We start from the raw sequence: 21,327 nt of genomic DNA, 5'->3' as shown, positions 1-21,327 counted from the left end.
GCGCACGGGCCAGAACCATCAATCTTTATTATTCGGCGGTGACCACGCTGGGTTGCCCCAGGTTGGCCAGGCGCACGCTGTTCTGCACTTGCGCGACCTCGCTCGGCGAGCCGATCGGGCCCATGCGCACACGGTGCAGGGTCTGCTGGTTACGCACGATGGAGCTGATGAAGACCGGCGCGCTGACCATGCTGCTCAGCTTGGACCTTAACAGTTCTGCCGCATCCGGGTTGGCGAAAGCGCCCACCTGCAGGTACTGCCCGCCCGCCATCGAACTGCCCGGCGCGGCCTGAGGCACGGCCACGGTGTCCGGCGCGTGCTGCGCCGGCGGCGGTGTCCACTGCTCGACCTTGCCGGCCGACGCGGTAATCTGTGGTTGCGGCGTTTGCGGTTCGTTGAGCATCAACGGCGCCGGCTTGCCACGCTGGGCCCAGTACTGCGCCGGGTCGATCCCCTCGACCTTGACCCGCGCGGTGCCGGTTTCGGCGTAGCCAAGTTTCTTCGCGGCGGCGTAGGACAAGTCGATGATCCGGTCCGAATAGAACGGCCCACGGTCGTTGACGCGCAGGATCACCGTGCGATTGTTGTCCAGGTTGGTCACGCGCACATAGCTGGGCAGCGGCAGGGTCTTGTGCGCCGCGCTCATGCCATACAGGTCATACACTTCGCCGTTGGCGGTGTTCTGGCCATGGAACTTGGTGCCGTACCAGGACGCCGTGCCCGATTGCACGTAGGTCTTGGATTCCTGCAGCGGGAAATAGGTCTTGCCCAGCACGGTATACGGGTTGGCCTTGTAGGCGCCGGTGTGCAGGGTTGGGGTGGCATCCGGGATCTTCGATACGTCGACATCCCACCACGGCGCGCCATCTTTGTGCGCACGGTTGATGTCCAGGCCTGGCTGGGAACGGATGGCGGTGCCGCCGGACTTCTGCGCCGGACCGCGACTGGTGGAACAACTGACAACCAGCAAGGACAACGCGGCGAACGCCACCAGCTTGAGCGGTTTATTGAACGGCGATGCCCGCATTACTTGTTGCCCCGTGCTTGGACCAGCATGTCTGACAGCTGATGCACGGCCATGGCGTACATCACACTGCGGTTATAACGCGTGATTGCGTAGAAATTCTTCAGGCCCATCCAGTATTCAGGGCCATTTTCGCCTTCGAGGCGGAACGCCGTCACCGGCATATCATCGCGTGGCGCATTCTGACTCGACCAGCCCAGCGCCCGCAACTCCCCGACCGTCTTGGCCGGCTCGATACCCTGGGTCAGGCCTTCATCGGCGCGATCGCCGGTCACATCGGCGCGGATCACCACCGGTTCGCCGGCGACCCAGCCGTGGCGTTTGAAGTAGCTGGCCACACTGCCGATGGCGTCGTCGGGATTGCTCCAGATATTGATGTGCCCGTCGCCGTCAAAATCCACGGCATAAGCGCGGAAGCTGCTCGGCATGAACTGCGGCAGGCCCATGGCACCGGCGTAGGAACCCTTGAGGGTCAGCGGGTCGACCTGCTCTTCGCGGGCCAACAGCAGGAACTCACGCAGCTCCTTGCGGAAGAAGTCGGCGCGCGGCGGGTAGTCGAAGCCCAGGGTCGACAGGGCATCGATCACCCGGTAGCTGCCGGTGTTGCGGCCGTAGAAGGTTTCGATGCCGATAATCGCGACAATCACCTGGGCCGGCACGCCGTACTCCTGCTCGGCGCGGGCCAGGACTGCCTCGTGCTGGCGCCAGAAGTCCACGCCACGGGCCACGCGGGCGTCGGTCAGGAACATCGGGCGATATTCCTTCCACTGCTTCACGCGCTCGGCGGGACGGGAGATGGCGTCGAGAATCGCCTGCTTGCGCTGGGCTTCGCGGAACACGCCCATCAGTTGTTCACCGGCGAAACCGTAGTCGCGGGTCATCTCACCGACAAATTCGGCGACCTGGGGTGAGCCATCGTAGTCACCGGCCTGCACCTCCTGCGTTGCCCCCAGCAGCCCGATCAGGCCCATCCAGGACGCATGCCGAGTCGCCCAGCCGCGCATTACTTGCATTGACATCTTCACCTTATTCAAACCTGTGCGATCCATTTGCGATGCGTATGAATCGACATCAAAACCCCAAACGCTGACAGCAATGTCACCAGCGAAGTTCCGCCGTAGCTAATGAACGGCAACGGCACCCCAACCACCGGCAACAGGCCACTGACCATACCGATGTTGACGAAAACGTAAACAAAAAAAGTCATGGTCAGGCTGCCGGCGAGCAATTTGCCGAACAGCGTCTGCGCCTGCGCGGTGATCACTAGGCCGCGACCAATCAACAGCAAATAAATCAGCAACAGCGCGCAAATGCCCACCAGGCCGAACTCTTCGCCCATTACCGCAATAATGAAGTCAGTGTGGCTCTCGGGCAGGAAGTCCAGGTGCGACTGGGTGCCCAGTAACCAACCCTTACCAAATACACCGCCGGAACCGATGGCGGCCTTCGACTGGATAATGTTCCAGCCGGTGCCCAGCGGGTCGCTTTCCGGGTCGAGGAAGGTCAGGATCCGTTGCTTCTGGTAGTCGTGCATGAAGAAGAACCACATGGCCACGGCCACCGGCACGGCGGCGGCCAGCACGCTGAGGATCCAGCGCCAGCGCAGCCCGCCCATGAACAGCACGAACGCACCGCCCGCCAGGATCAGCAGCGAGGTGCCGAGGTCTGGCTGGCGCACGATCAGGATAAACGGCACGCCGATCAGGAACAGGCTGATGGCCACATGCTTGAGCTGCGGCGGCAAGGTGCGTTTGGACAGATACCAGGCAATGGTCGCCGGCATCAGGATCTTCATGAATTCCGACGGCTGGAAGCGAATCACCCCGGGAATGTTGATCCAGCGCGTCGCCCCCATGGCGTTGTGTCCCATCACGTCCACCACCACCAACAGCAATACGCCGGCAACGTAGCCCAAGGGCACCCACCGCGCCATGAACCGCGGTTCGAGCTGGGCAATCACCAGCATCGACAACAGGCCAAGGCCGAAGGACGAGGCCTGCTTGATCAGCAGGTCCCAGTTCTTGCCGCTGGCCGAATACAGCACGAACAGGCTGCCGGCCGCCAGGGTCAGGAGCAGGATCAGCAACGGGCCATCGATGTGCATGCGCTGCAGCAACGTCGCGCGGCGACGCATCACATCCTCGCTGGAGAGGATGCGGTCAAAATTACTCTTCACTGGCCGTAACCTCGGTGCTTGAAGGGGGGCCGCCATATTCGGGCTTGAGCCTGCCGTCGTCGGCCAACAGCCAGGCATCCATCACTTGGCGCACCACGGGCGCAGCAACGCCGGAGCCGGACTCGCCGTTCTCGACCATCACCGCCACCACGATTTTCGGGTCGTCCGCCGGGGCAAAGCCGACAAACAAGGCGTGGTCACGGTGGCGTTCCTGAACCTTGGAGCGGTCATATTTCTCGCCCTGCTTGATCGCGACCACCTGGGCGGTCCCGCTCTTGCCGGCAATGCGGTACTGCGCGCCGACCGCCGCCTTGCGCGCGGTGCCACGGGCGCCGTGCATCACTTGCTGCATGCCGTGGTTGACCTTGGTCCAGTCCGACGGGTCGCGCAGCACGATGTCCGGGATCGGGTTTTCATCCAGCGGCTTTTCGCCCTCGATGGTCTTGGCCAGGTGCGGCCGATTCCAGACGCCTTTGTTCGCCACCAGCGCCGTGGCCTGGGCCAGTTGCAGCGGCGTGGCCTGCATGTAGCCCTGGCCGATCCCGAGGATCAGGGTTTCGCCCGGGAACCAGGCCTGGCGACGGGTCGCGCGCTTCCACTCGCGCGATGGCATCAGGCCAGGGGATTCCTCGAACATGTCCAGGGAGACTTTCTGGCCCAGGCCGAACTTGCCCATGTAGGCAGACAAACGGTCGATGCCGAGCTTGTGGGCCAGGTCGTAAAAATAGGTGTCGTTGGAGCGCATGATCGCGGTGTCCAGGTCGACATAGCCGTCACCGGTGCGGTTCCAGTTACGGTATTTGTGATCGTAGTTGGGCAGCATGTAGTAGCCCGGGTCGAACACGCGGCTGGAGGCGGTGACCACGCCCGCATCCAGGCCAGCAATCGCCACCGCCGGCTTGATCGTCGAACCCGGCGGGTACAGGCCACGCAACACGCGGTTGAACAGCGGTCGGTCGATGGAATCACGCAACTCGGCGTAGGCCTTGAAGCTGATCCCGGTGACGAATAGGTTAGGGTCGAAGCTCGGCTGGCTGACCATTGCCAGTACTTCACCGGTGGTCGGGTCCAGCGCCACGACCGCGCCACGACGCCCACCCAAGGCCATCTCCGCCGCTTCCTGCAGCTTGATGTCCAGGCTCAGCACAATGTCCTTGCCCGGCACCGGGTCGGTCCGCTTGAGCACCCGCAGCACGCGGCCGCGCGCGTTGGTCTCGACTTCTTCGTAACCCACCTGGCCGTGCAGTTCCGGCTCGTAGAAACGCTCGATGCCGGTCTTGCCGATATGGTGGGTGCCGCTGTAGTTGACCGGGTCGAGGCTTTTCAGCTCTTTCTCGTTGATCCGCCCCATGTAGCCGACCGAGTGCGCAAAGTGCGGCCCCTGCGGGTAATGACGCACCAATTGTGCGACCACTTCCACGCCCGGCAGGCGGAACTGGTTCACCGCGATCCGCGCGATCTGCTCTTCGGTCAGCTCAAACAGGATCGGCACCGGCTCGAAAGGCCGGCGCCCCTGCTTCATGCGCTTCTCGAAAATCACCCGGTCTTCCGGAGTCAGCTGCAGCACCTCGACGATGACATCGAGGATCTGCTGCCAGTCGCCGGAACGCTCGCGGGTCATGCTCAGGCTGAAGCTGGGACGGTTATCCGCGACCACCACGCCATTGCGGTCGAAAATCAGGCCACGGGTCGGCGGAATCGGCTGCACGTGCACCCGGTTGTTTTCCGACAAGGTGGAGTGATAGTCGTACTGGATCACCTGCAGGAAATACAGGCGGGCAATCAGCACCCCCAACAGCACCACGACCATGATCGCGCCAAACACCACGCGCGCGCGTACCAGACGTGCGTCTTTCTCGTGGTCCTTGATGCGGATCGGCTGGGTCATCGGGAGGGGCGCAGATTATTTGTGGTAAGGGTGCCCGGACAGAACTGTCCAGGCGCGATACAGCTGTTCACCGATCAGGATCCTTACCAACGGGTGCGGCAGCGTCAGCGCCGACAGCGACCAGCGCTGATCCGCCCGCGCGCAGACTTCCGGCGCCAGCCCTTCTGGGCCGCCGACCATGAAGTTGACCGTGCGCGAGTCCAGGCGCCAGCGATCCAGCTCGACCGCCAGTTGCTCGGTGCTCCAGGGTTTGCCGTGCACTTCGAGGGTGACGATGCGCTCGTTGGGGCCGACCTTGGCCAGCATGGCCTCGCCTTCCTGACGGATAAAGCGTGCCACGTCGGCATTCTTGCCCCGGGTATTGAGCGGTATCTCTACCAGTTCCAGCGACAGCTCAGCGGGCAGACGCTTGGCATACTCGTGCCAGCCTTCTTCCACCCACTTGGGCATGCGTGAACCGACAGCAATCAGACGCAGGCGCACAGCCGTTCCTTATTCCTGGTCTTTGTTGAGCTTGTCGAAGTGCGCGTGGCCCACTTCCGGGCTGTGGTGCTTGCCGTCAGCCGCACGGCTCTGCTCGGCGCCTTTCCACAGACGCTCCAGGTCGTAGAACTGACGGGCGTTGGAAGTCATCATGTGAACGATCACGTCGTCCATGTCCAGCAGCACCCAGTCGCTGTCGCCCTTGCCTTCTTCACCCAGCGGCTTGACGCCCTGGGCCTTGACGGCTTCGCGGACCTTGTCGAGCATCGCGCCGATCTGGCGGTTGGAGGTACCGGTGGCGATGATCATGAAGTCGGTGATGCTCTGCTTGTCGCGTACGTCCAGGACCTGGATGTCCTGGGCCTTCACGTCTTCCAGGGCCGCCACGGCGACTTTTACCAGCTCTTCGCCAGCCAGCTCAGGGCCGGTGTGCGCTTCGACCGGCAGCGGGGCGCTTTTGAACGTGCCTTTGCGCTTAACTTTGCTTACGTCTTTGTTCGTCATAAAAAACTCGTTTTGCTCGTATGTTCGGGCGCTTGCTGCACGGTTGTCCGTGCGTTCAAGCGCGCCTTTTCAGTTCGACGCACGGTAAAGCCCGTGCGCATCGATGTAGGCCAGGACCGCGTCAGGCACCAGGAAACGTACCGACTTCCCGCTGGCCAGCAGTTGACGGATCTGGGTGGCGGACACCGCAAGCGGGGTCTGCCAGACGAATGCAATATTCCCGTTCGGCCCGGTCAGGGCCAAGGGGTCACTTACCGACCGCGCGGCCAGCAGGTTGCGCAAGGCATCCGGCGGTTCGCTGTCGGCATCCGGGCGTTGCAAAACCAGGATGTGGCAATGCTGGAGGAGTTCCTCCCAGCGATGCCAAGAGGGCAGGCCGCAAAATGCGTCCCAGCCCAAAAGCAGAAACAACTGGTCATCCGCGGCCAACTCGGCGCGCATCAGCTCCAGGGTGTCGACAGTGTAGGACGGTTTATCGCGCTTGAGCTCGCGATCGTCCACCACCAGCGGCGGTATGCCTTCCACGGCAAGGCGCACCATTTCCAGGCGCTGTTGCGGCGACACCTGTGGAGTATCGCGATGCGGCGGCCGGAAATTGGGGATCAGGCGCAGTTCGTCCAACGCCAGGGCATCCGCGACTTCCAGGGCACTGCGCAAATGGCCGATGTGCACGGGGTCGAAGGTGCCACCGAGCAGCCCGATGCGTTTAGCCATCAAGTGCGCACATGACCGTCGCCGAACACCACGTACTTCTCGCTGGTCAGGCCTTCCAGGCCAACCGGGCCGCGTGCGTGGAGCTTGTCGGTGGAGATGCCGATCTCCGCCCCCAGGCCATACTCGAAGCCGTCGGCAAAACGCGTCGAGGCATTGATCATCACCGAAGCGGAATCCACTTCGTTGAGGAAACGCCGGGCATCGCTGAAATGCTCGGAAACAATGGCATCGGTGTGCTTGGAGCCGTAGGTGTTGATGTGTTCGATGGCCTCGTCGAGGTCGTCGACAATCTTGATCGACAGGATCGGCGCGGTGTATTCGGTGTACCAGTCCAGCTCGGTCGCCTCGATCACCTCCGCGCCGAGCAGCGCACGGGTGCGCTCGCAACCCCGCAGCTCCACGCCCTTGTCACGGTAGATGGCAGCCAGCGGCGGCAGCACGCGCTCGGCAATGCCTGCGTGCACCAGCAGGGTTTCCATGGTGTTGCAGGGGGCGTAGCGGTGAGTCTTGGCGTTGTCGGCGATGCGGATCGCCTTGTCGATATCGGCGGCCACGTCGATGAACACGTGGCACACGCCGTCCAGGTGCTTGATGACAGGCACCTTGGCATCGCGGCTGACGCGTTCGATCAGGCTCTTGCCACCGCGCGGCACGATCACATCGACGAATTCCGGCATGGTGATCAAGGCGCCCACGGCGGCGCGGTCGGTGGTTTCCACCACTTGCACCACTTCAGCCGGCAACTCGGCCACCGCCAGGCCCTGCTGGATGCAGGCGGCAATGGCACGGTTGGAATTGATCGCTTCGGAGCCGCCACGCAGGATGGTGGCATTGCCTGACTTGAGGCACAGGCTCGCGGCGTCGATGGTCACGTTCGGGCGCGACTCATAGATGATGCCGATCACGCCCAGCGGCACCCGCATCTTGCCGACCTGGATGCCGGACGGCAGGTAACGCATGTCGCGGATTTCACCGATGGGGTCAGGCAGCTTGGCCACCTGACGCAGGCCTTCGATCATGTCGTCGATACGTGCCGGGGTCAGCGCCAGGCGGTCCAGCAGCGCGGGTTCCAGGCCATTGGCGCGGCCGTTGGCCAGGTCCTGTTCGTTGGCGGCGGTCAGCTCGGAGCGCGAGGCGTCCAGAGCGTCGGCGGCCGCCAGCAGGGCACGGTTCTTCTGCGCGGTGCTCGCACGGGCGATCAACCGCGAGGCCTGACGGGCAGCGCGACCCAGGCGGGTCATGTAGTCAAGAACGGACTCAGTCATGGTCAGGGAGTCTTGGCAAAGAGGAAAGCGGCAGATTATAGCTGTGACGCCGCCCGACTGACAGCGGTGAGGGGCGGATGGTCGAAATGAACTGTAAAAACCTGGGGTTCAGCGGTAATTAAGGTGGGAGTTGTTATTATTCCGTCACATTTAGCCGTAATAACCCTGAACGCCATGTCCGGTTTGACCCCGCAACTCCCCGCCAGCGCCCTGCCCGACAGCTTCTTCGACCGCGATGCACAATTGCTCGCGCGCGAATTGCTCGGAAAAGTCATACGCCATCGCGTCGGCGATATCTGGCTTTCGGCGCGAATTATTGAAACCGAAGCCTATTACGTGGCCGAAAAAGGCAGCCACGCCTCACTCGGCTACACAGAAAAGCGTAAGGCTTTGTTTCTGGATGGCGGCCATATCTACATGTACTACGCCCGTGGCGGCGATTCGCTGAACTTCAGCGCCCACGGCCCGGGCAATGCGGTACTGATCAAATCGGCCTATCCGTGGGTCGATGAACGCTCCGGCCCCGCCAGCCTGGCGCAGATGCTGTTGAACAATCCGAACGCCGACGGCAGCCCCCGCGCCTCGCAGAAGCTGTGCGCCGGGCAGACGCTGCTGTGCAAAGCGCTGGGCCTGAAGGTACCGGTTTGGGACGCCAAGCGCTTCGATCAGGACTTGCTCTATGTGGAAGACGTTGGCCAGTCACCCACACAGATCATCCAGACCACCCGCCTGGGCATCCCCAGTGGCCGTGACGAACACTTGATGTACCGCTTCGTGGACGCGGGCTATGCGCCGTATTGCACGCGCAACCCGCTGCGTCGGGGCCAGGTCGAAGGCCGCGATTATTTTTTGATGTGATGACACGGCCTGCAGGAGCCCGGCTTGCCGGGCGCGTGCAAGGTGTACGAACTTGGATGGAGTGGATTGTATGGGCCAATGGCTCGATAGCATTACCGGCTGGCTGACCCTCAACCCGCAATGGCTGGCGGTGGCGGTGTTTATCGTCGCGTGCGTGGAATGCCTGGCGATTGCCGGACTGATCGTGCCTGGCACGGTGTTGCTGTTCGCCATCGCTGCCTTGGCCGGCAGTGGTGCGCTGTCGTTGAGCGAAACCCTGTTGCTGGGGTTTCTCGGAGGGCTGTTGGGCGATGCTGTGTCCTATTATCTGGGGCGTCATTTCCACCAGAACATTCGCCGCCTGCCCGGTCTGCGCCACCACCCCGAGTGGATGAGCGGCGCAGAAACCTACTTCCACAAGTACGGCATCGCCAGCCTGTTGGTCGGACGTTTCATCGGCCCGCTGCGCCCCATGCTGCCAATGGTGGCCGGCATGTGCGACATGCCGTTTCCGCGCTTTGCCGCCGTCAGCGTTCTAGCGGCCGCCGGCTGGTCGGTGGCCTACCTGTTGCCAGGCTGGGCGACCGGCGCCGCGTTTCGCCTGCCATTGCCACCAGGGTTCTGGCCGGAAGCGGGGATTGTCGCGGCGTGCCTGGCGATACTGCTGGGGCTGAGCTTGAACAGCAGCCTGCGCGGGCATCGTCGCGCGACGCTGTGGATCGGCTGCGCCAGCCTGACGCTGTTGATCGCACTGTTTATCGGCTATCCGCACCTCAACGACTTTGACCAGGGCCTCAGTGCGCTGGTCCAGGAACATCGCAGCGCCTGGCTGGACGAGGTGATGGTGCGGATTACGCAGTTGGGTGAGTTCAAGAAGATGTTCGTCGCCAGCGCCGTGTTCACCGGGCTGCTGCTCCTGGCACGGCAATGGCGGCATGCCGTGTTTGTCGGCGCCACACTGGCCGGCGCTGCGGTGATCAATACCGGGACCAAGCTGTTTTTCGCGCGCGGTCGCCCGGAGATCCTGACCGACCCACTCACCAGCTTCAGCATGCCCAGCGGCCACGCGTCCGGCGCGTTCGCGTTTTTCCTGGCATTGGCGGTATTGGCCGGTCGCGGCCAGCCCACGCGGTTGCGCCTGACCTGGATGCTGCTGGGCTGCATCCCCGCCGCTTTTATCGCATTGTCCCGGGTGTACCTGGGCGCTCATTGGCCCACCGATATCCTGGCGGGCACGCTGCTGGCGATGACCGTGTGTGCGTTCAGCCTGACCGTCAGCCAGTACCGCAGCCCATTGCCGCCGATGTCGCAGAAAGCCTGGTGGCTGTTACTGCCGGCGATAGTGGCGGTGCTGAGTTTTATCGCCTTTACCGGCACACCGCACGCGCTGCTCAGGTATGCCTACTGACTCCGGGCCGGCCCCAACCAATCGACGGGAGCAACGCGACGCTCAATACAGCGTTCGCGTCGCTCCAACAGCATCTCATCGGCAATCTCTGCGGCGCGCTCGGCAATGTATTCCGCACCGCGCTTGGCGTCCGACTGCAGCAATTGCCCGGCAATGCTGACAAAAAAAGCGTCCCAGACCGCCTGCTCCGATTGCGCTAGCCGAATCATGTCCATCCCCCGATCATCGTTATGTGATCGGCGACTATTTCAGGCAACGCACAGCGGGCCGCGAAGAAACGTCCGAAAGCAGCACCGGACTTTTCCGAAACTCAGGTGAACAGCTCACCTTGCAGTTCATCGAGCAACATCTGGATCGCGTCCAGCCGTTGCTGCGGGTCGTCGAGCTGCAGCAGGTCGATCTTGTCGGCCTCGGTGAACGGCAGCAGATACGCCAGTTGGTTGCCCAGGGCTTGCTGGCCGTCGGCGTGGGCGCCCATGTCCAGCGAGGCGACCATCGGGTGTTCGGCCAGGGCCTGCAGCAAGGCCAGGAGGTCGGCGTCCTCTTCTTCCAGCGCTTGGTCCGGTTGTTCTTCCAGCCACTGCACCTCGGCCACCAGCAACTGGTCTTTCTGCACGCCGGCGTCACGCACGCGGAAGCGACGGCCACCTTCGACGCGAATCCCAAGCAGGCCGTTGTCCTGTTGCTTGAAGTCGCGAATCAGCGCTTCGCAGCCGATCAGCGCGTAGCCGTCCGGGGCGATGCCCACTTCCTTGCCGTCGAGGATGCACACCACGCCGAAGCTTTCGCCCTTTTTCAGGCAGCGGCTGATCATGTCCAGATAGCGCGCCTCGAACAGTTGCAGATCGAGGGTGCAGCCAGGGAACAGCACGGTATTGAGCGGGAACAGCGCCAGACTCATAAAGGTTTCCTTAAACCCGGTTTAAACAATCACCGACACAGCCAGCGGCAGGAACACCGCCGTGGCCACGCCCATCAGACTCATGGCCAGCGCTGCAAAGGCGCCGCACTCTTCGCTTTCCTGCAGGGCCACCGAGGTGCCGACGGCGTGGGCGGTCATGCCCAGCGCCATGCCGCGCGCCTCGGGGCTGCGCACTCCCAGGCGCGTCAGGTAAGCGGGCCCGATCATCGCACCGATCACCCCGGTGATCAGTACAAACACCGCCGCCAATGCGGCCACGCCGCCGATCTGCTCGGCCACCAGCATGGCGATCGGCGAGGTCACCGACTTGGGCGCCATCGTCATCAGCATCCTATGCTCGGCGCCAAACCACCACCCCAGCAACACACACAGGCCGGTGGCCAACACGCCACCTATCACCAGCGTAGTAAAAATCGGCCAGAACAATTGGCGAATCCGCCGCAGGTTCAAGTACAGCGGCACCGCCAGGGCCACGGTCGCGGGGCCGAGCAGGATGCTCATGATCTCGGTGCTCTTGCGGTACTCGGCGTAGCTCAGCCCGCAGGTGAGCAACACGCCAATCACCAGCAGCATGGAAACCAGCACCGGCTGCAGGAAAATCCAGCGGGTTTTCTCAAAGCCCGCGAGTACCAATTGATACGCGCCGAGTGTGATACCGATGCCAAACAGAGGGTGGTGAATCACGGCTGTCCACGCGCCTTGCCAGTCGAAGATCATTGATCCTTCTCCTTGCGCTTGACCATGTGCTCCATCAACAGGCCGACAAAGCCCATGGCGATCACCAGCGACACCACCAGCGCGCCGACGATTGCCCAGAAGTCGGCGGCAATGTCCCGCGCATACACCATCACCCCCACCGCCGGCGGCACCAGCAGCAACGGCAAATAGCGCAACAGGCTGCTGGCCGCCAGGCTCAGGGGCTCGCCGACTTCGCCGCGCCACACCAGGTAGCCGAGCATCAACAGCAGGCCAATGATCGGGCCCGGCAGCACCGGTAACAGCAAATGATTGAGCGCCGTGCCGATCAATTGAAACAACACCAGCCATGTCAGACCGCGTAACAGCATCCGTTCTCTCCCCCCTCAAGACCCGCCCGCATTATAAGCATGCCCGCCCTATGCATCGGCATTCGCCAAAAGCATGGTGGGTTGACCGAGCTGATTGGCCATGATGATCTACATTGGTTCTCTGTAACCCATAAAAACAGCACCGATGAACCAAGGAGAGACGCAATGCCCTATGTACCCGTAGCGCAGCTCAAAGATTATGTCGGCAAGGAACTGGGACGTTCCGAATGGCTCACCATCGACCAGGCTCGTATCAACCTGTTCGCCGAGGCCACCGGCGATCACCAGTTCATCCATGTCGACCCGGTCAAGGCCGCGCAGACGCCGTTCGGCACCACCATCGCCCATGGTTTCCTGTCGTTGTCGCTGATGCCCAAGCTGATGGAAGACCTGCTGATCGTGCCCGAAGGCTTGAAGATGGCCGTCAACTATGGCCTGGACAGTGTGCGGTTTATCCAGCCGGTGAAGGTCAATTCCAAGGTGCGCCTGAACGTGACCCTCAATGACGTCACCGAGAAAAAGCCCGGTCAATGGCTGCTCAAGGCCACCGCGACCCTGGAAATCGAAGGCCAGGAAAAACCCGCTTACGTAGCCGAGTCGTTGTCGCTCTACTTCGTGTAACCACCCGCCCCCGTGTAGGAGCTGGCTTGCCAGCGAAAAACGCACAGCCGCCGCATTCCCCCTGAATGCCCGCCGGCAAGCTGGCTCCTACGGATCTGTGGAAAGGCAAAATCCTTACCACAACAGATGTAAATTTATGTATGAAACCCGCAGCTACGGCATACTCGGCGCTCAATTATCCGGATCCCGCTATGCGCCCACTCGCTCCCCTTGCCCTTGCCCTGTTGCTCACCGCTTGCGGAGACGGCGAATCGCTGTTGCCGCCCGATGCGCGCCTGCCCGATGGCGGCCGTTACCGGGGCGATGTGGTCGATGGCTTGCTGCAAGGCAAGGGCCGCGTGGACTACCCGAACGGCAGCTGGTACGCCGGGCAGTTCGACAAAGGCCAGTGGCACGGCCAGGGCGAGTGGCATGGCAGCAACGGCGAAGTCTATAAAGGCCAGTTCCAGCAAGGCCTGTTCGACGGCCAGGGCAGCCTGACCACGGCCGGCAGTCAATATGTCGGCGGCTTCAAGAACGGTCGGCGCAACGGCGAAGGCACCCTCAAAGAGGGGCAGATGACCTATCGCGGCGAATTCAAGGACGACCAGTATTCCGGCCTCGGCCGCCTGGAACTGGCCGATGGCAGCCAATACCAGGGCCAGTTCGCCCACGGCAAGCCGAACGGCGAAGGCCAGCGCAACGATGACAGCGGCAACCAGTTCAACGGCCACTTCGTGGATGGCCAACTGGAAGGCAACGGCACGTTCAACAGCGCCGACGGCGACATCTATGTCGGCCAGTTCAAGCAGAACCAGCTCAACGGCAAGGGCCGCTACGAAAACGCCGACGGCGATGTCTGGATCGGCCAGTTCAAGGAAGGCGCCCTCAGCGGCAAGGGCGAGTTGATCGGCGTGGACGGCAGCCATTATGTCGGCCAGTTCGTTGACTGGCGCTTTACCGGCGAAGGCCGCTTGAACCTCACCGACGGCAGCTTCTATATCGGCGGCTTCGACAGCGACAGCTATCAAGGCAAAGGCACCCTGGTGCTGACCGATGGCACGGTGCAGGCCGGTACCTGGGTCAACGGCATGCGCGTGCGGGATGCCGACGGCAAGCTGCTGCCCGATCCGCTGGAGACCGGGATCCTGGCCCAGGGCCACCTGCTCGACGCCGCCCTCGCCGCGGTGCCCGCCTCCACCTCGGCGGTGGAGCTGTACACCCTGGTACTGGCCGGTGACGGCAAACAAAGCGTGTTCCTGCGCGAAGCCGATTACGTCAGCAATATGCTCGCCACGCGCTTCGGTGCCCGCGGGCAGATTCGCCTGGTCAACCACCGCGACCATATCGCCGACCGTCCGATGGCCACGCGCGAAAGCCTGCGACGCGCGGTCCAGACCCTCGCCGAGCGCAGCGGTCCGGAAGACCTGGTGTTTATCTACCTGACCAGCCACGGCACCCACGAACACGAGCTGGTGCTCGACCAACCGCGCATGGAGCTGGCCGACCTGCCCGCCGATGAACTGGCGGCGGTGCTCACGCCGCTGAAGAATCGCGACAAGATCATCGTGATTTCCGCCTGCTACTCCGGCGGGTTTATCCCGGCGCTGAAAGATGAACACACGCTGATCATGACCGCCTCGCGCGCCGATCGCGTGTCCTTCGGCTGCTCCGAGGAAGCTGACTTCACCTACTTTGGCGACGCCCTCTTCGCCCAAGCCTTCAACCAGACCGATGACCTGCAGCAGGCGTTCAAGCTCGCGCAGCTGCATGTGACCGAACGCGAACAGGCGGACAACTTCGAAGCCTCCGAGCCGCAGATCTGGGCCCCCAAGGGCGTCATCGCCCACTGGCAATTATTACGCAAGCAGCAGGCACGAAAGGCGCTCGAAAGCGTCTCAATGAATAGCAAGGAAGCCAAAGGCAACTAAGCTGTAATGTGTAACAAGGGGGAAACACCATGTACCTGACACCGCAGCATATCTTGCTCGCCGGCGCCTCCGGGCTCACCGGCGAACACCTGCTCGACCGCCTGCTCAACGAGCCCACCGTGACCCGCGTGCTGGCACCGAGCCGCAAGCCGCTGGCCGAGCACCCACACCTGGAAAACCCGGTCGGCGACCCGGCGGTCTTCCTGCCGCAACTGAGCGGCCGGGTGGATATCGCGTTCTGCTGCCTGGGCACCACCATCAAGCAGGCCGGCTCTGAAGAGGCCTTCCGCGCCGTGGACCTGGACATGGTCGTGGCCTTCGCCAAACGTGCGCGGGAAATGGGCGCACGGCACCTGATCGTGATCAGCGCGATCGGCGCCGACCCGAAATCCTCGATTTTCTATAACCGCGTCAAAGGCGAAATGGAACAGGCGCTGAAGGCGCAGGACTGGCCGCAACTGACCATCGTGCGGCCGTCGCTGCTGCTGGGCGAACGCCTGGAGCCGCGCCTGGCCGAGCAATTGGCCGGGCCATTGTCGCGGTTGATTCCGGGCAAGTACCACGGCATTGAAGTCTGCGAACTGGCCCGGGCCATGTGGCGCCTGGCGCTGGAAGAGCAGGATGGGGTGCGGGTGGTGGAGTCGGATGAGCTGCGCAAGCTCGGCAAGTAACCTGATCTAAACCCTTGGCGCAGTTTCAAATGTGGGAGCGGGCTTGCTCGCGAAGGCGGTGGATCAGTCACCTTATTAGTTGACTGGCATACCGAATTCGCGAGCAAGCCCGCTCCCACATTGGCTTTGTGGTGTCTTTAACATCCAGCTTAAAGACCGCCTGTGGCGTTAAACCCAACCCCAAGCACCGTCAACACCGACAGTGGCAACAACAAGGTATCGAGCAACGCACTGGCCGGCAGGTCGACGTGCGGATAGCTCGGCGCTTCGGCACCGAAGCGGTCCTTGGCGCAGCAGCCGCCGTTGATCGCATACAAATCCAGGCGCGTGCCGGCATACACCACCGGCGCGCCGGGCTGCGCGGCGTCCAGCGTGCGTGCGGTGGCGCAGCCCGCCAATTGCAACGCCACTATCACCCACAGTGCCTTATTCATCGCTGCTCAAATGGTGCTCGCCCCAGCGCGGCAACATGTCCTGAGGGATGTTCAGCAGGTTGAGAATCCGCGCGACTACAAAGTCCACCAGGTCATCGATGGTCTGTGGCTGGTGATAAAAGCCCGGCGACGCCGGCAGGATGGTCACGCCCATGTTCGACAGCTTTAGCATGTGCTCCAGGTGAATGCTCGAATACGGCGCTTCACGCGGCACCAGGATCAATTGGCGACGCTCCTTCAGGGTCACGTCCGCCGCGCGCTCGATCAGGTTGTTGCAGGCGCCCGTGGCAATCGCCGACAAGGTCCCGGTGGAACACGGCACTACCACCATCGCCGCCGGCGCGCCGGAGCCCGAGGCCACCGGCGACATCCAGTCTTCCTTGCCGTAAACCTTGATCTGCCCCGCCGCCGCACCGGTGTACTCGGTGAGGAACGCCTGCATCATCTGCACCTTGGCGGGCAACGCGACATCGGTCTCGGTGGCCAACACCAATTGCGCGGCCTTGGAGATCAGGAAGTGCACCTCACGGTCCTCGCGCACCAGGCAGTCCAGCAGGCGCAGGCCATAGGGCGCGCCGGATGCACCGGTCATCGCCAGGGTGACGCGCTCCGGGCCACTCATTTCAGCGCCTCGGCAAGCTTGCCATGCAGGCCGCCGAAACCGCCGTTGCTCATGACCACCACGTGGGTGCCCGGCTTGGCCTGATGCTTGACGTGTTCGATGATGCCGTCGATGGAGTCACAGACGGTGGACGGCACCGTGCACAGCGCGGCAATCGCCGGCAGGTCCCAGCCGAGGTTGGCGGGGGCGTACCAGACCACCTCGTCGGCATCGTTGACGCTTTCCGGCAAGCCGTCGCGGTGTGCGCCGAGCTTCATGGAGTTGGAACGCGGCTCCACAATCGCAATGATCGGAGCATCGCCGACGCGCTTGCGCAGGCCGTCCAGCGTGGTGGCAATGGCCGTTGGATGGTGGGCAAAGTCGTCGTAGATGGTAATCCCATTCACGTCGGCGACCTTCTCCATGCGGCGCTTCACGCTTTTGAAGGCGCTCAACGCGGCAATGCCCATGGACGGCACGACGCCGACATGCCGCGCAGCCGCCAGGGTCACCAGGGCGTTGGCGACGTTATGCTGGCCCGTCATGTCCCACTCAACAATGCCCTGGGCCTCGCCTTCAAACAGCACTTCAAAGCGCGAACCGTCTTCGCTGAGCAATTTGACTTGCCACTGCCCGCCAGCACCGGTGGTTTGCACCGGGGTCCAGCAGCCCATGTCGATCACACGTTGCAGCGCCGGCTCGGTGGTCGGGTGGATCACCAGGCCTTCGCTCGGAATGGTGCGCACCAAATGGTGGAACTGGCGCTCGATGGCCGGCAGGTCGGGGAAGATGTCCGCGTGATCGAACTCAAGGTTATTGAGGATCGCCGTACGCGGGCGGTAGTGGACGAACTTGGAGCGCTTGTCGAAGAAGGCGCTGTCGTATTCGTCAGCCTCGATCACGAAGAACGGGGTGTCCCCCAGGCGCGCCGATACCGAAAAATTCTGCGGCACACCGCCGATCAGGAAGCCCGGGCTCATGCCTGCGTGCTCCAGGACCCAGGCGAGCATGCTGCTGGTGGTGGTCTTGCCGTGGGTGCCGGCGACAGCCAACACCCAGCGCCCCTGCAGCACGTGATCAGCCAGCCACTGCGGGCCGGAGACGTAAGGCAGGCCTTTGTTCAACACGTACTCGACCGCCGGGTTGCCGCGCACCATGGCGTTGCCGATCACCACCAGATCCGGTACCGGGTCGAATTGCGCCGGGTCGTAGCCTTGGGTCAGCGCAATGCCCTGGGCCTCGAGTTGCGTGCTCATGGGCGGGTAGACATTGGCGTCGGAGCCCGTGACGTGATGGCCCAGCTCTTTGGCCAATACCGCCATTGACCCCATGAACGTACCGCAGATACCCAGAATATGAATGTGCATAGTCGACCTCGTAAAACATCGAGGCAGGTTAGCGCAGGGAGGGCGAAATCGCACCTTTTATACGGCCAAAGGCCGAGCGAAGAGCACCTGGGTACTACACTCGGCCCGGGCTGTGTTCAGGCGCTGGCTTAGGCTTTATTTTGACTGTCTTTCATCGCGGCCAGGAACCGCAACTTCTCATAAGCCTCGGTCATGCACGCAAACTTCTTTTCCATCAGGTCGAGGCGATCTTTCGGTTCAGTGGGGATGGGCAACCCGGGCTTATAGGGTTTGAACACCAGACCGTTCTGCCGTGTGGCTTTTTTCAGGTGTTGTTCCGATACACCGAGCAACTTCTCGAGATTACCCAGGCGCCCGACATTATCAGTCGGCCAGGTGTCATCCTTGGTAAATACACTGCTTGTATCCCCGAGCGTGAACATGACCGTCGTGGCCATGCCCAGCAATTTCATTTCAACCTCATCCAACTGTGCACTGATCGGATCTGCCGATGACGGGGTCGATTGCACGGGCGCGGATCCGCCCGTGGCCTTCGGCGGGCTGGCAGCCCCCGGCAAAAACGGTGGCGGCAGCACCCCGGGCGCATAGCTCGACTTGATGGACTCCCCCGAAGCGACAGAGCCTGCGTAGGCCGCGACGTTGATCGGCGCACTGACCAAGCCGGTGATCCCCGCACTGATGAACGCGTCACGGGCAACGCGGCTGGCATTGGGGCCTGTGGATATAACGCCGGCCTTGACCAGGCTATTCGCGTCGATCACTCGCTTGGCGGCCTCGGCAACACTGATCGGCGCCTGCTTGCGCAACTGAGTCATGAGCAATTCGTCACTCACCTTGATTTTGTTGGCATGCACGATGGCCTGCCCGGCCTCCTTGAACTTGTCCACCGACAGCGGCTGGCCCGGTTTCACGGAAGGGCCGGGCTTGGGCAAAGGCTTGGGCGCGGGTGTCGGCGGCCGGGGGATGGGCGCAGGCGCAATGCTGCCAGGCGACGGCAGGGAGGGTGGCGCTGAAGGCCTTCGTCCGAACCAGGAAAAACCCTTTATCGCCCTCTTGCTGCGCATCAATGGCTGATCGGCAGCGTCGGCGTGTTGCTCCACGGTTCGCGCGGGCGGCTCTTCTATCGATACGGGCTGTGGAGGAATGAAAGAAACAGCAGGCGGTGCAATTTTCATTAGGGATACCCATTAAGTTTTTATTGTTTGAAAGTTCACTTGGCGTTACCCAAGTTGAGTAACCCCGTGCCACTTAACAGTTCCTGTCAGAGCAGCCCAATACAACTTGAACGGGTTATTCCAACTTAACAATAAAAGCACTTAATGACTGATAACTGCAGAACATCCTCCCTACAAGAACCGTCGAAAAACACCGAACTTATACCCCGGCCAACCGCGTGATCCGATGTTTGCGCAACTTGCGATACAGAGTATTGCGGCTTACCCCCAAGTGCTCGGCAGTTTGGGTCATGTGCCAGTGCTGACGCTCCAGCGCCGCCAGCAAGGTCTGGCGCTCGGCATCATCGAGTGGCAACTCGGTGACCTTGTGCGCAGGCGCCTGGCGCAGCAACGCGGGTAAGTCCTCCAGCCCCACACGCCCGTCATCACAAAGGGCGACCAGCGTGCGCAATACCGTGCGCATTTGCCGAACGTTGCCCGGCCAGGCGAACGCCAGCAGTGCCTGGCGTGCGGCGGGTTCGAGGCTGACCGACTGGCCCGCTGATTCCTCAGCCAGCAGGAAGTCGAGCAACTGAGGCCGGTCACTGCGCTCGCGCAACGGCGGCAACGCGACTTCCAGGCCATTGAGCCGGTAGTACAAGTCTTCGCGAAAACTGCCGTCCTGCACGCGCCCGAGCAAGTCACGGTGAGTTGCGCTGATAATCCTGACGTTCACCGCCTGAGGCTCACCGCCGAGGGGCACCACCATGCGGTCCTCCAGCACCCTTAATAGACGGGTCTGCAATGCCAGCGGCATGTCACCGATTTCATCGAGGAACAGCGTACCGCCGTCAGCCTGTTGCAGCTTGCCCTGCATACCCTCCTTGCGCGCGCCGGTGAAGCTGCCGCCGCGATAGCCGAACAGCTCGCTTTCGATCAGGCTTTCCGGGATGGCGGCACAGTTGAGGGCCACAAAAGCTTCGTCGGCGCGCTGGCTGGCCTGATGCACCGCCTTGGCGAACGCCTCTTTGCCGGAACCGGTTTCGCCGTTGATCAGCAAGGGCACGTCGCGCTCGAATACCCGCAGCGCCTTGCGAAAATCATTCTGCAGCGCCGGATCGCCCAGGTAGATACCGGGCAGGCGCGGCCGCGCAGGTTCCGGCTTGAGCAACGGCGTGGGCTGGCTGCGCGCTTGCCCACGCAGGGCGGCGAACAGATGCCGGCCATCCCGCGTGCGCAAGGGCCAACTGGCGGTGGCATTGGCGCTGGCGCGACCGAGCAGTTGATCCAGGGAACACTCGAAAAACGCCTCCACCGGCTGCCCCAGCAGACCACCGCGCCCCTGCCCCAGCAGGTTCAGCGCACTCTGGTTGACCGCACAGATGCGCCCTTCGCCGTCGAACGCCAGCAACCCTTCACTGAACAGGCCCACGGATTCGGCCTGCAGGTGAAAGCGCAGCAACCAGTGGTGCTCAAAGTGACGCAGGAAGTAGCAACTCTCGATCATCTTCGCCGACAGGTTGACCAGCGCCATGGTGTGGAACTGGCTCTGGCGCGAGACGGCTTCGCGGGCCGAGGACACATCCAGCACGGCCAACAGCTCACCGTGAGGGTCGAACACCGGGCTCGCCGAACAGGTCAACCCGGTATGCCGGCCACGAAAATGCTCATCACGGTGAATCGTCAGGGATTGGCGCTCCACCAGGCAGGTGCCGATGCCATTGGTGCCTTCGCAGGCCTCACTCCAATCGGCGCCCAGCCACAGCCCGGCGCGCTCGAAGATCCTGCGCTCGGACGGCGCGGTGACACAGTTGAGGATCACGCCACGCGCGTCCGTCAGCAGCACGGCATGGCCGGCACCCGAGAGCTGCTGGTGCAGGCTGTTCATCTCGCTGCCCGCGATCTGCAATACCTGTTGCAAGCGTTCGCGGCTTTCCAGCAGACGACCATGCTCGAGCACGGTGGGGGCGATGGTTTGCGCAGGGTCGAGGTGGTAGTCCTCCAGGCACCGCAGCCAGGAGCGGGCGATGGACGGGTCGCTGGACGGATCGCGGCCATGGGCCACGGTGAGGACTTGCTGGGCATGGCGACTGAAATGATCGTTGTGCATTTCTTATTATTCTCCCTGCGTGAGAACAACCAGCATCCCCCAGGCATCCGGCCAATGCAATCCCGGGGCGACCCGTCGGTCACCGGCTGTACCGCCCATGGCACAAACTGTCACCCAGGCTGTACCGAAGATGTCACAGCAACGCCTTGCAACAAACCCCAAGCCCTTGAT

At 62.7% G+C, this 21,327-nt stretch carries 22 protein-coding genes; 5 read left to right on the top strand and 17 right to left on the bottom strand.

Annotation, left to right across the window (positions count from 1 at the left end; all coding sequences use genetic code 11):
• Nucleotides 1-28: 28 nt before the first annotated feature.
• The 8 genes from AC07SI_RS13140 to AC07SI_RS13105 form a co-directional block, all read right to left on the bottom strand.
• On the bottom strand, nucleotides 29-1,027 hold the full coding sequence (locus AC07SI_RS13140) for a septal ring lytic transglycosylase RlpA family protein (protein ID WP_065910074.1): 999 nt from the start codon (nucleotides 1,025-1,027) through the stop codon (nucleotides 29-31).
• Complete coding sequence (gene mltB / locus AC07SI_RS13135; RefSeq protein ID WP_065910072.1) at nucleotides 1,027-2,037, bottom strand: lytic murein transglycosylase B; 1,011 nt, start codon at nucleotides 2,035-2,037, stop codon at nucleotides 1,027-1,029. Before mltB ends, AC07SI_RS13140 begins: the two co-directional genes overlap by 1 nt.
• Before the next feature lie 17 nt (nucleotides 2,038-2,054).
• Entirely contained in the window at nucleotides 2,055-3,158 is a 1,104-nt protein-coding gene (gene rodA, locus AC07SI_RS13130) for a rod shape-determining protein RodA (protein ID WP_065910334.1), read from the bottom strand.
• 31 nt (nucleotides 3,159-3,189) lie between these two features.
• Nucleotides 3,190-5,088, bottom strand: a complete 1,899-nt coding sequence (mrdA, locus tag AC07SI_RS13125; RefSeq protein ID WP_495005838.1) for a penicillin-binding protein 2 — start codon at nucleotides 5,086-5,088, stop codon at nucleotides 3,190-3,192.
• A gap of 15 nt (nucleotides 5,089-5,103) precedes the next feature.
• Nucleotides 5,104-5,571, bottom strand: a complete 468-nt coding sequence (gene rlmH, locus AC07SI_RS13120; RefSeq protein WP_003176297.1) for a 23S rRNA (pseudouridine(1915)-N(3))-methyltransferase RlmH — start codon at nucleotides 5,569-5,571, stop codon at nucleotides 5,104-5,106.
• A gap of 9 nt (nucleotides 5,572-5,580) precedes the next feature.
• Nucleotides 5,581-6,075 carry a ribosome silencing factor gene (rsfS, locus tag AC07SI_RS13115; protein ID WP_003215432.1) on the bottom strand — a complete coding sequence of 165 codons (495 nt, stop codon included), beginning with the start codon at nucleotides 6,073-6,075 and terminating at the stop codon, nucleotides 5,581-5,583.
• Between the two features lie 69 nt (nucleotides 6,076-6,144).
• Nucleotides 6,145-6,789: a nicotinate-nucleotide adenylyltransferase gene (gene nadD / locus AC07SI_RS13110; RefSeq protein WP_065910068.1), complete on the bottom strand. Its 645-nt coding sequence runs from the start codon at nucleotides 6,787-6,789 to the stop codon at nucleotides 6,145-6,147.
• The gene (locus AC07SI_RS13105; RefSeq protein WP_065910063.1) at nucleotides 6,789-8,054 is read right to left on the bottom strand and encodes a glutamate-5-semialdehyde dehydrogenase; all 1,266 of its coding nucleotides are present in this window, start codon (nucleotides 8,052-8,054) and stop codon (nucleotides 6,789-6,791) included. Before AC07SI_RS13105 ends, nadD begins: the two co-directional genes overlap by 1 nt.
• 174 nt (nucleotides 8,055-8,228) lie before the next feature.
• Here AC07SI_RS13105 and AC07SI_RS13100 point away from each other — a divergent pair, with 174 nt between their 5' ends.
• Both AC07SI_RS13100 and AC07SI_RS13095 read left to right on the top strand, forming a co-directional pair.
• A complete protein-coding gene (locus tag AC07SI_RS13100) occupies nucleotides 8,229-8,912 on the top strand; it encodes a DNA-3-methyladenine glycosylase (RefSeq protein WP_120450102.1) in 684 nt (227 codons plus the stop codon).
• Nucleotides 8,913-8,982: 70 nt separating this feature from the next.
• Nucleotides 8,983-10,299 carry a bifunctional DedA family/phosphatase PAP2 family protein gene (locus tag AC07SI_RS13095; protein ID WP_495005837.1) on the top strand — a complete coding sequence of 439 codons (1,317 nt, stop codon included), beginning with the start codon at nucleotides 8,983-8,985 and terminating at the stop codon, nucleotides 10,297-10,299.
• Here AC07SI_RS13095 and AC07SI_RS13090 read toward each other — a convergent pair.
• The 4 genes from AC07SI_RS13090 to AC07SI_RS13075 form a co-directional block, all read right to left on the bottom strand.
• On the bottom strand, nucleotides 10,293-10,508 hold the full coding sequence (locus tag AC07SI_RS13090) for a hypothetical protein (protein ID WP_065910332.1): 216 nt from the start codon (nucleotides 10,506-10,508) through the stop codon (nucleotides 10,293-10,295). The genes AC07SI_RS13095 and AC07SI_RS13090 overlap by 7 nt on opposite strands.
• Before the next feature lie 101 nt (nucleotides 10,509-10,609).
• Nucleotides 10,610-11,200, bottom strand: coding sequence for an LON peptidase substrate-binding domain-containing protein (locus AC07SI_RS13085; RefSeq protein ID WP_065910057.1), 591 nt, complete (start codon nucleotides 11,198-11,200; stop codon nucleotides 10,610-10,612).
• Between the two features lie 21 nt (nucleotides 11,201-11,221).
• The gene (locus tag AC07SI_RS13080) at nucleotides 11,222-11,938 is read right to left on the bottom strand and encodes an LrgB family protein (protein WP_495005836.1); all 717 of its coding nucleotides are present in this window, start codon (nucleotides 11,936-11,938) and stop codon (nucleotides 11,222-11,224) included.
• Nucleotides 11,935-12,288, bottom strand: coding sequence for a CidA/LrgA family protein (locus AC07SI_RS13075; protein ID WP_495005835.1), 354 nt, complete (start codon nucleotides 12,286-12,288; stop codon nucleotides 11,935-11,937). The genes AC07SI_RS13080 and AC07SI_RS13075 overlap by 4 nt, the downstream gene beginning before the upstream one ends.
• A 165-nt stretch (nucleotides 12,289-12,453) precedes the next feature.
• Here AC07SI_RS13075 and AC07SI_RS13070 point away from each other — a divergent pair, with 165 nt between their 5' ends.
• The 3 genes from AC07SI_RS13070 to AC07SI_RS13060 all read left to right on the top strand — a co-directional run bounded on the left by AC07SI_RS13070 (nucleotide 12,454) and on the right by AC07SI_RS13060 (nucleotide 15,490).
• Nucleotides 12,454-12,909, top strand: coding sequence for a MaoC family dehydratase (locus AC07SI_RS13070; RefSeq protein WP_065910051.1), 456 nt, complete (start codon nucleotides 12,454-12,456; stop codon nucleotides 12,907-12,909).
• Between the two features lie 191 nt (nucleotides 12,910-13,100).
• On the top strand, nucleotides 13,101-14,819 hold the full coding sequence (locus tag AC07SI_RS13065; protein WP_065910049.1) for a C13 family peptidase: 1,719 nt from the start codon (nucleotides 13,101-13,103) through the stop codon (nucleotides 14,817-14,819).
• A 29-nt stretch (nucleotides 14,820-14,848) separates the two neighbouring features.
• Nucleotides 14,849-15,490 carry an oxidoreductase gene (locus AC07SI_RS13060; RefSeq protein ID WP_065910047.1) on the top strand — a complete coding sequence of 214 codons (642 nt, stop codon included), beginning with the start codon at nucleotides 14,849-14,851 and terminating at the stop codon, nucleotides 15,488-15,490.
• Between the two features lie 149 nt (nucleotides 15,491-15,639).
• On the opposite strand, the gene AC07SI_RS13055 is transcribed toward AC07SI_RS13060, so the two are convergent.
• From AC07SI_RS13055 to AC07SI_RS13035, 5 genes are all read right to left on the bottom strand, one after another.
• The gene (locus tag AC07SI_RS13055) at nucleotides 15,640-15,924 is read right to left on the bottom strand and encodes a YceK/YidQ family lipoprotein (protein ID WP_065910045.1); all 285 of its coding nucleotides are present in this window, start codon (nucleotides 15,922-15,924) and stop codon (nucleotides 15,640-15,642) included.
• Nucleotides 15,917-16,546, bottom strand: a complete 630-nt coding sequence (ubiX, locus tag AC07SI_RS13050; RefSeq protein WP_065910043.1) for a flavin prenyltransferase UbiX — start codon at nucleotides 16,544-16,546, stop codon at nucleotides 15,917-15,919. The genes AC07SI_RS13055 and ubiX overlap by 8 nt, the downstream gene beginning before the upstream one ends.
• Nucleotides 16,543-17,892 (bottom strand): UDP-N-acetylmuramate:L-alanyl-gamma-D-glutamyl-meso-diaminopimelate ligase, encoded by a 1,350-nt coding sequence (gene mpl / locus AC07SI_RS13045; protein WP_262134440.1) that lies wholly within the window; start codon nucleotides 17,890-17,892, stop codon nucleotides 16,543-16,545. The genes ubiX and mpl overlap by 4 nt, the downstream gene beginning before the upstream one ends.
• Before the next feature lie 128 nt (nucleotides 17,893-18,020).
• A complete protein-coding gene (locus AC07SI_RS13040) occupies nucleotides 18,021-19,067 on the bottom strand; it encodes a hypothetical protein (RefSeq protein WP_495005834.1) in 1,047 nt (348 codons plus the stop codon).
• 199 nt (nucleotides 19,068-19,266) lie between these two features.
• Nucleotides 19,267-21,156 carry a sigma-54-dependent Fis family transcriptional regulator gene (locus AC07SI_RS13035; RefSeq protein ID WP_495005833.1) on the bottom strand — a complete coding sequence of 630 codons (1,890 nt, stop codon included), beginning with the start codon at nucleotides 21,154-21,156 and terminating at the stop codon, nucleotides 19,267-19,269.
• Nucleotides 21,157-21,327: the final 171 nt, after the last annotated feature.

Source organism: Pseudomonas sp. GW821-FHT05D12, from assembly GCF_059419825.1.
The sequence above is the reverse complement of the archived record's forward strand: the minus strand, read 5'-3'. Positions and strand labels throughout refer to the sequence as shown.

Coding starts and splice junctions, on each gene's coding strand:
- AC07SI_RS13095 (WP_495005837.1), top strand. CDS start 8,983: ATGGGCCAATGGCTCGATAGCATTACCGGCTGGCTGACCCTCAACCCG.
- rodA (WP_065910334.1), bottom strand. CDS start 3,158: ATGCGTCGCCGCGCGACGTTGCTGCAGCGCATGCACATCGATGGCCCG.
- AC07SI_RS13055 (WP_065910045.1), bottom strand. CDS start 15,924: ATGAATAAGGCACTGTGGGTGATAGTGGCGTTGCAATTGGCGGGCTGC.
- AC07SI_RS13040 (WP_495005834.1), bottom strand. CDS start 19,067: ATGAAAATTGCACCGCCTGCTGTTTCTTTCATTCCTCCACAGCCCGTA.
- rsfS (WP_003215432.1), bottom strand. CDS start 6,075: ATGACGAACAAAGACGTAAGCAAAGTTAAGCGCAAAGGCACGTTCAAA.
- AC07SI_RS13070 (WP_065910051.1), top strand. CDS start 12,454: ATGCCCTATGTACCCGTAGCGCAGCTCAAAGATTATGTCGGCAAGGAA.
- AC07SI_RS13085 (WP_065910057.1), bottom strand. CDS start 11,200: ATGAGTCTGGCGCTGTTCCCGCTCAATACCGTGCTGTTCCCTGGCTGC.
- mltB (WP_065910072.1), bottom strand. CDS start 2,037: ATGCAAGTAATGCGCGGCTGGGCGACTCGGCATGCGTCCTGGATGGGC.
- ubiX (WP_065910043.1), bottom strand. CDS start 16,546: ATGAGTGGCCCGGAGCGCGTCACCCTGGCGATGACCGGTGCATCCGGC.
- nadD (WP_065910068.1), bottom strand. CDS start 6,789: ATGGCTAAACGCATCGGGCTGCTCGGTGGCACCTTCGACCCCGTGCAC.
- AC07SI_RS13065 (WP_065910049.1), top strand. CDS start 13,101: ATGCGCCCACTCGCTCCCCTTGCCCTTGCCCTGTTGCTCACCGCTTGC.
- AC07SI_RS13090 (WP_065910332.1), bottom strand. CDS start 10,508: ATGATTCGGCTAGCGCAATCGGAGCAGGCGGTCTGGGACGCTTTTTTT.
- AC07SI_RS13075 (WP_495005835.1), bottom strand. CDS start 12,288: ATGCTGTTACGCGGTCTGACATGGCTGGTGTTGTTTCAATTGATCGGC.
- AC07SI_RS13060 (WP_065910047.1), top strand. CDS start 14,849: ATGTACCTGACACCGCAGCATATCTTGCTCGCCGGCGCCTCCGGGCTC.
- mpl (WP_262134440.1), bottom strand. CDS start 17,892: ATGCACATTCATATTCTGGGTATCTGCGGTACGTTCATGGGGTCAATG.
- AC07SI_RS13140 (WP_065910074.1), bottom strand. CDS start 1,027: ATGCGGGCATCGCCGTTCAATAAACCGCTCAAGCTGGTGGCGTTCGCC.
- AC07SI_RS13035 (WP_495005833.1), bottom strand. CDS start 21,156: ATGCACAACGATCATTTCAGTCGCCATGCCCAGCAAGTCCTCACCGTG.
- AC07SI_RS13105 (WP_065910063.1), bottom strand. CDS start 8,054: ATGACTGAGTCCGTTCTTGACTACATGACCCGCCTGGGTCGCGCTGCC.
- AC07SI_RS13100 (WP_120450102.1), top strand. CDS start 8,229: ATGTCCGGTTTGACCCCGCAACTCCCCGCCAGCGCCCTGCCCGACAGC.
- mrdA (WP_495005838.1), bottom strand. CDS start 5,088: ATGACCCAGCCGATCCGCATCAAGGACCACGAGAAAGACGCACGTCTG.
- AC07SI_RS13080 (WP_495005836.1), bottom strand. CDS start 11,938: ATGATCTTCGACTGGCAAGGCGCGTGGACAGCCGTGATTCACCACCCT.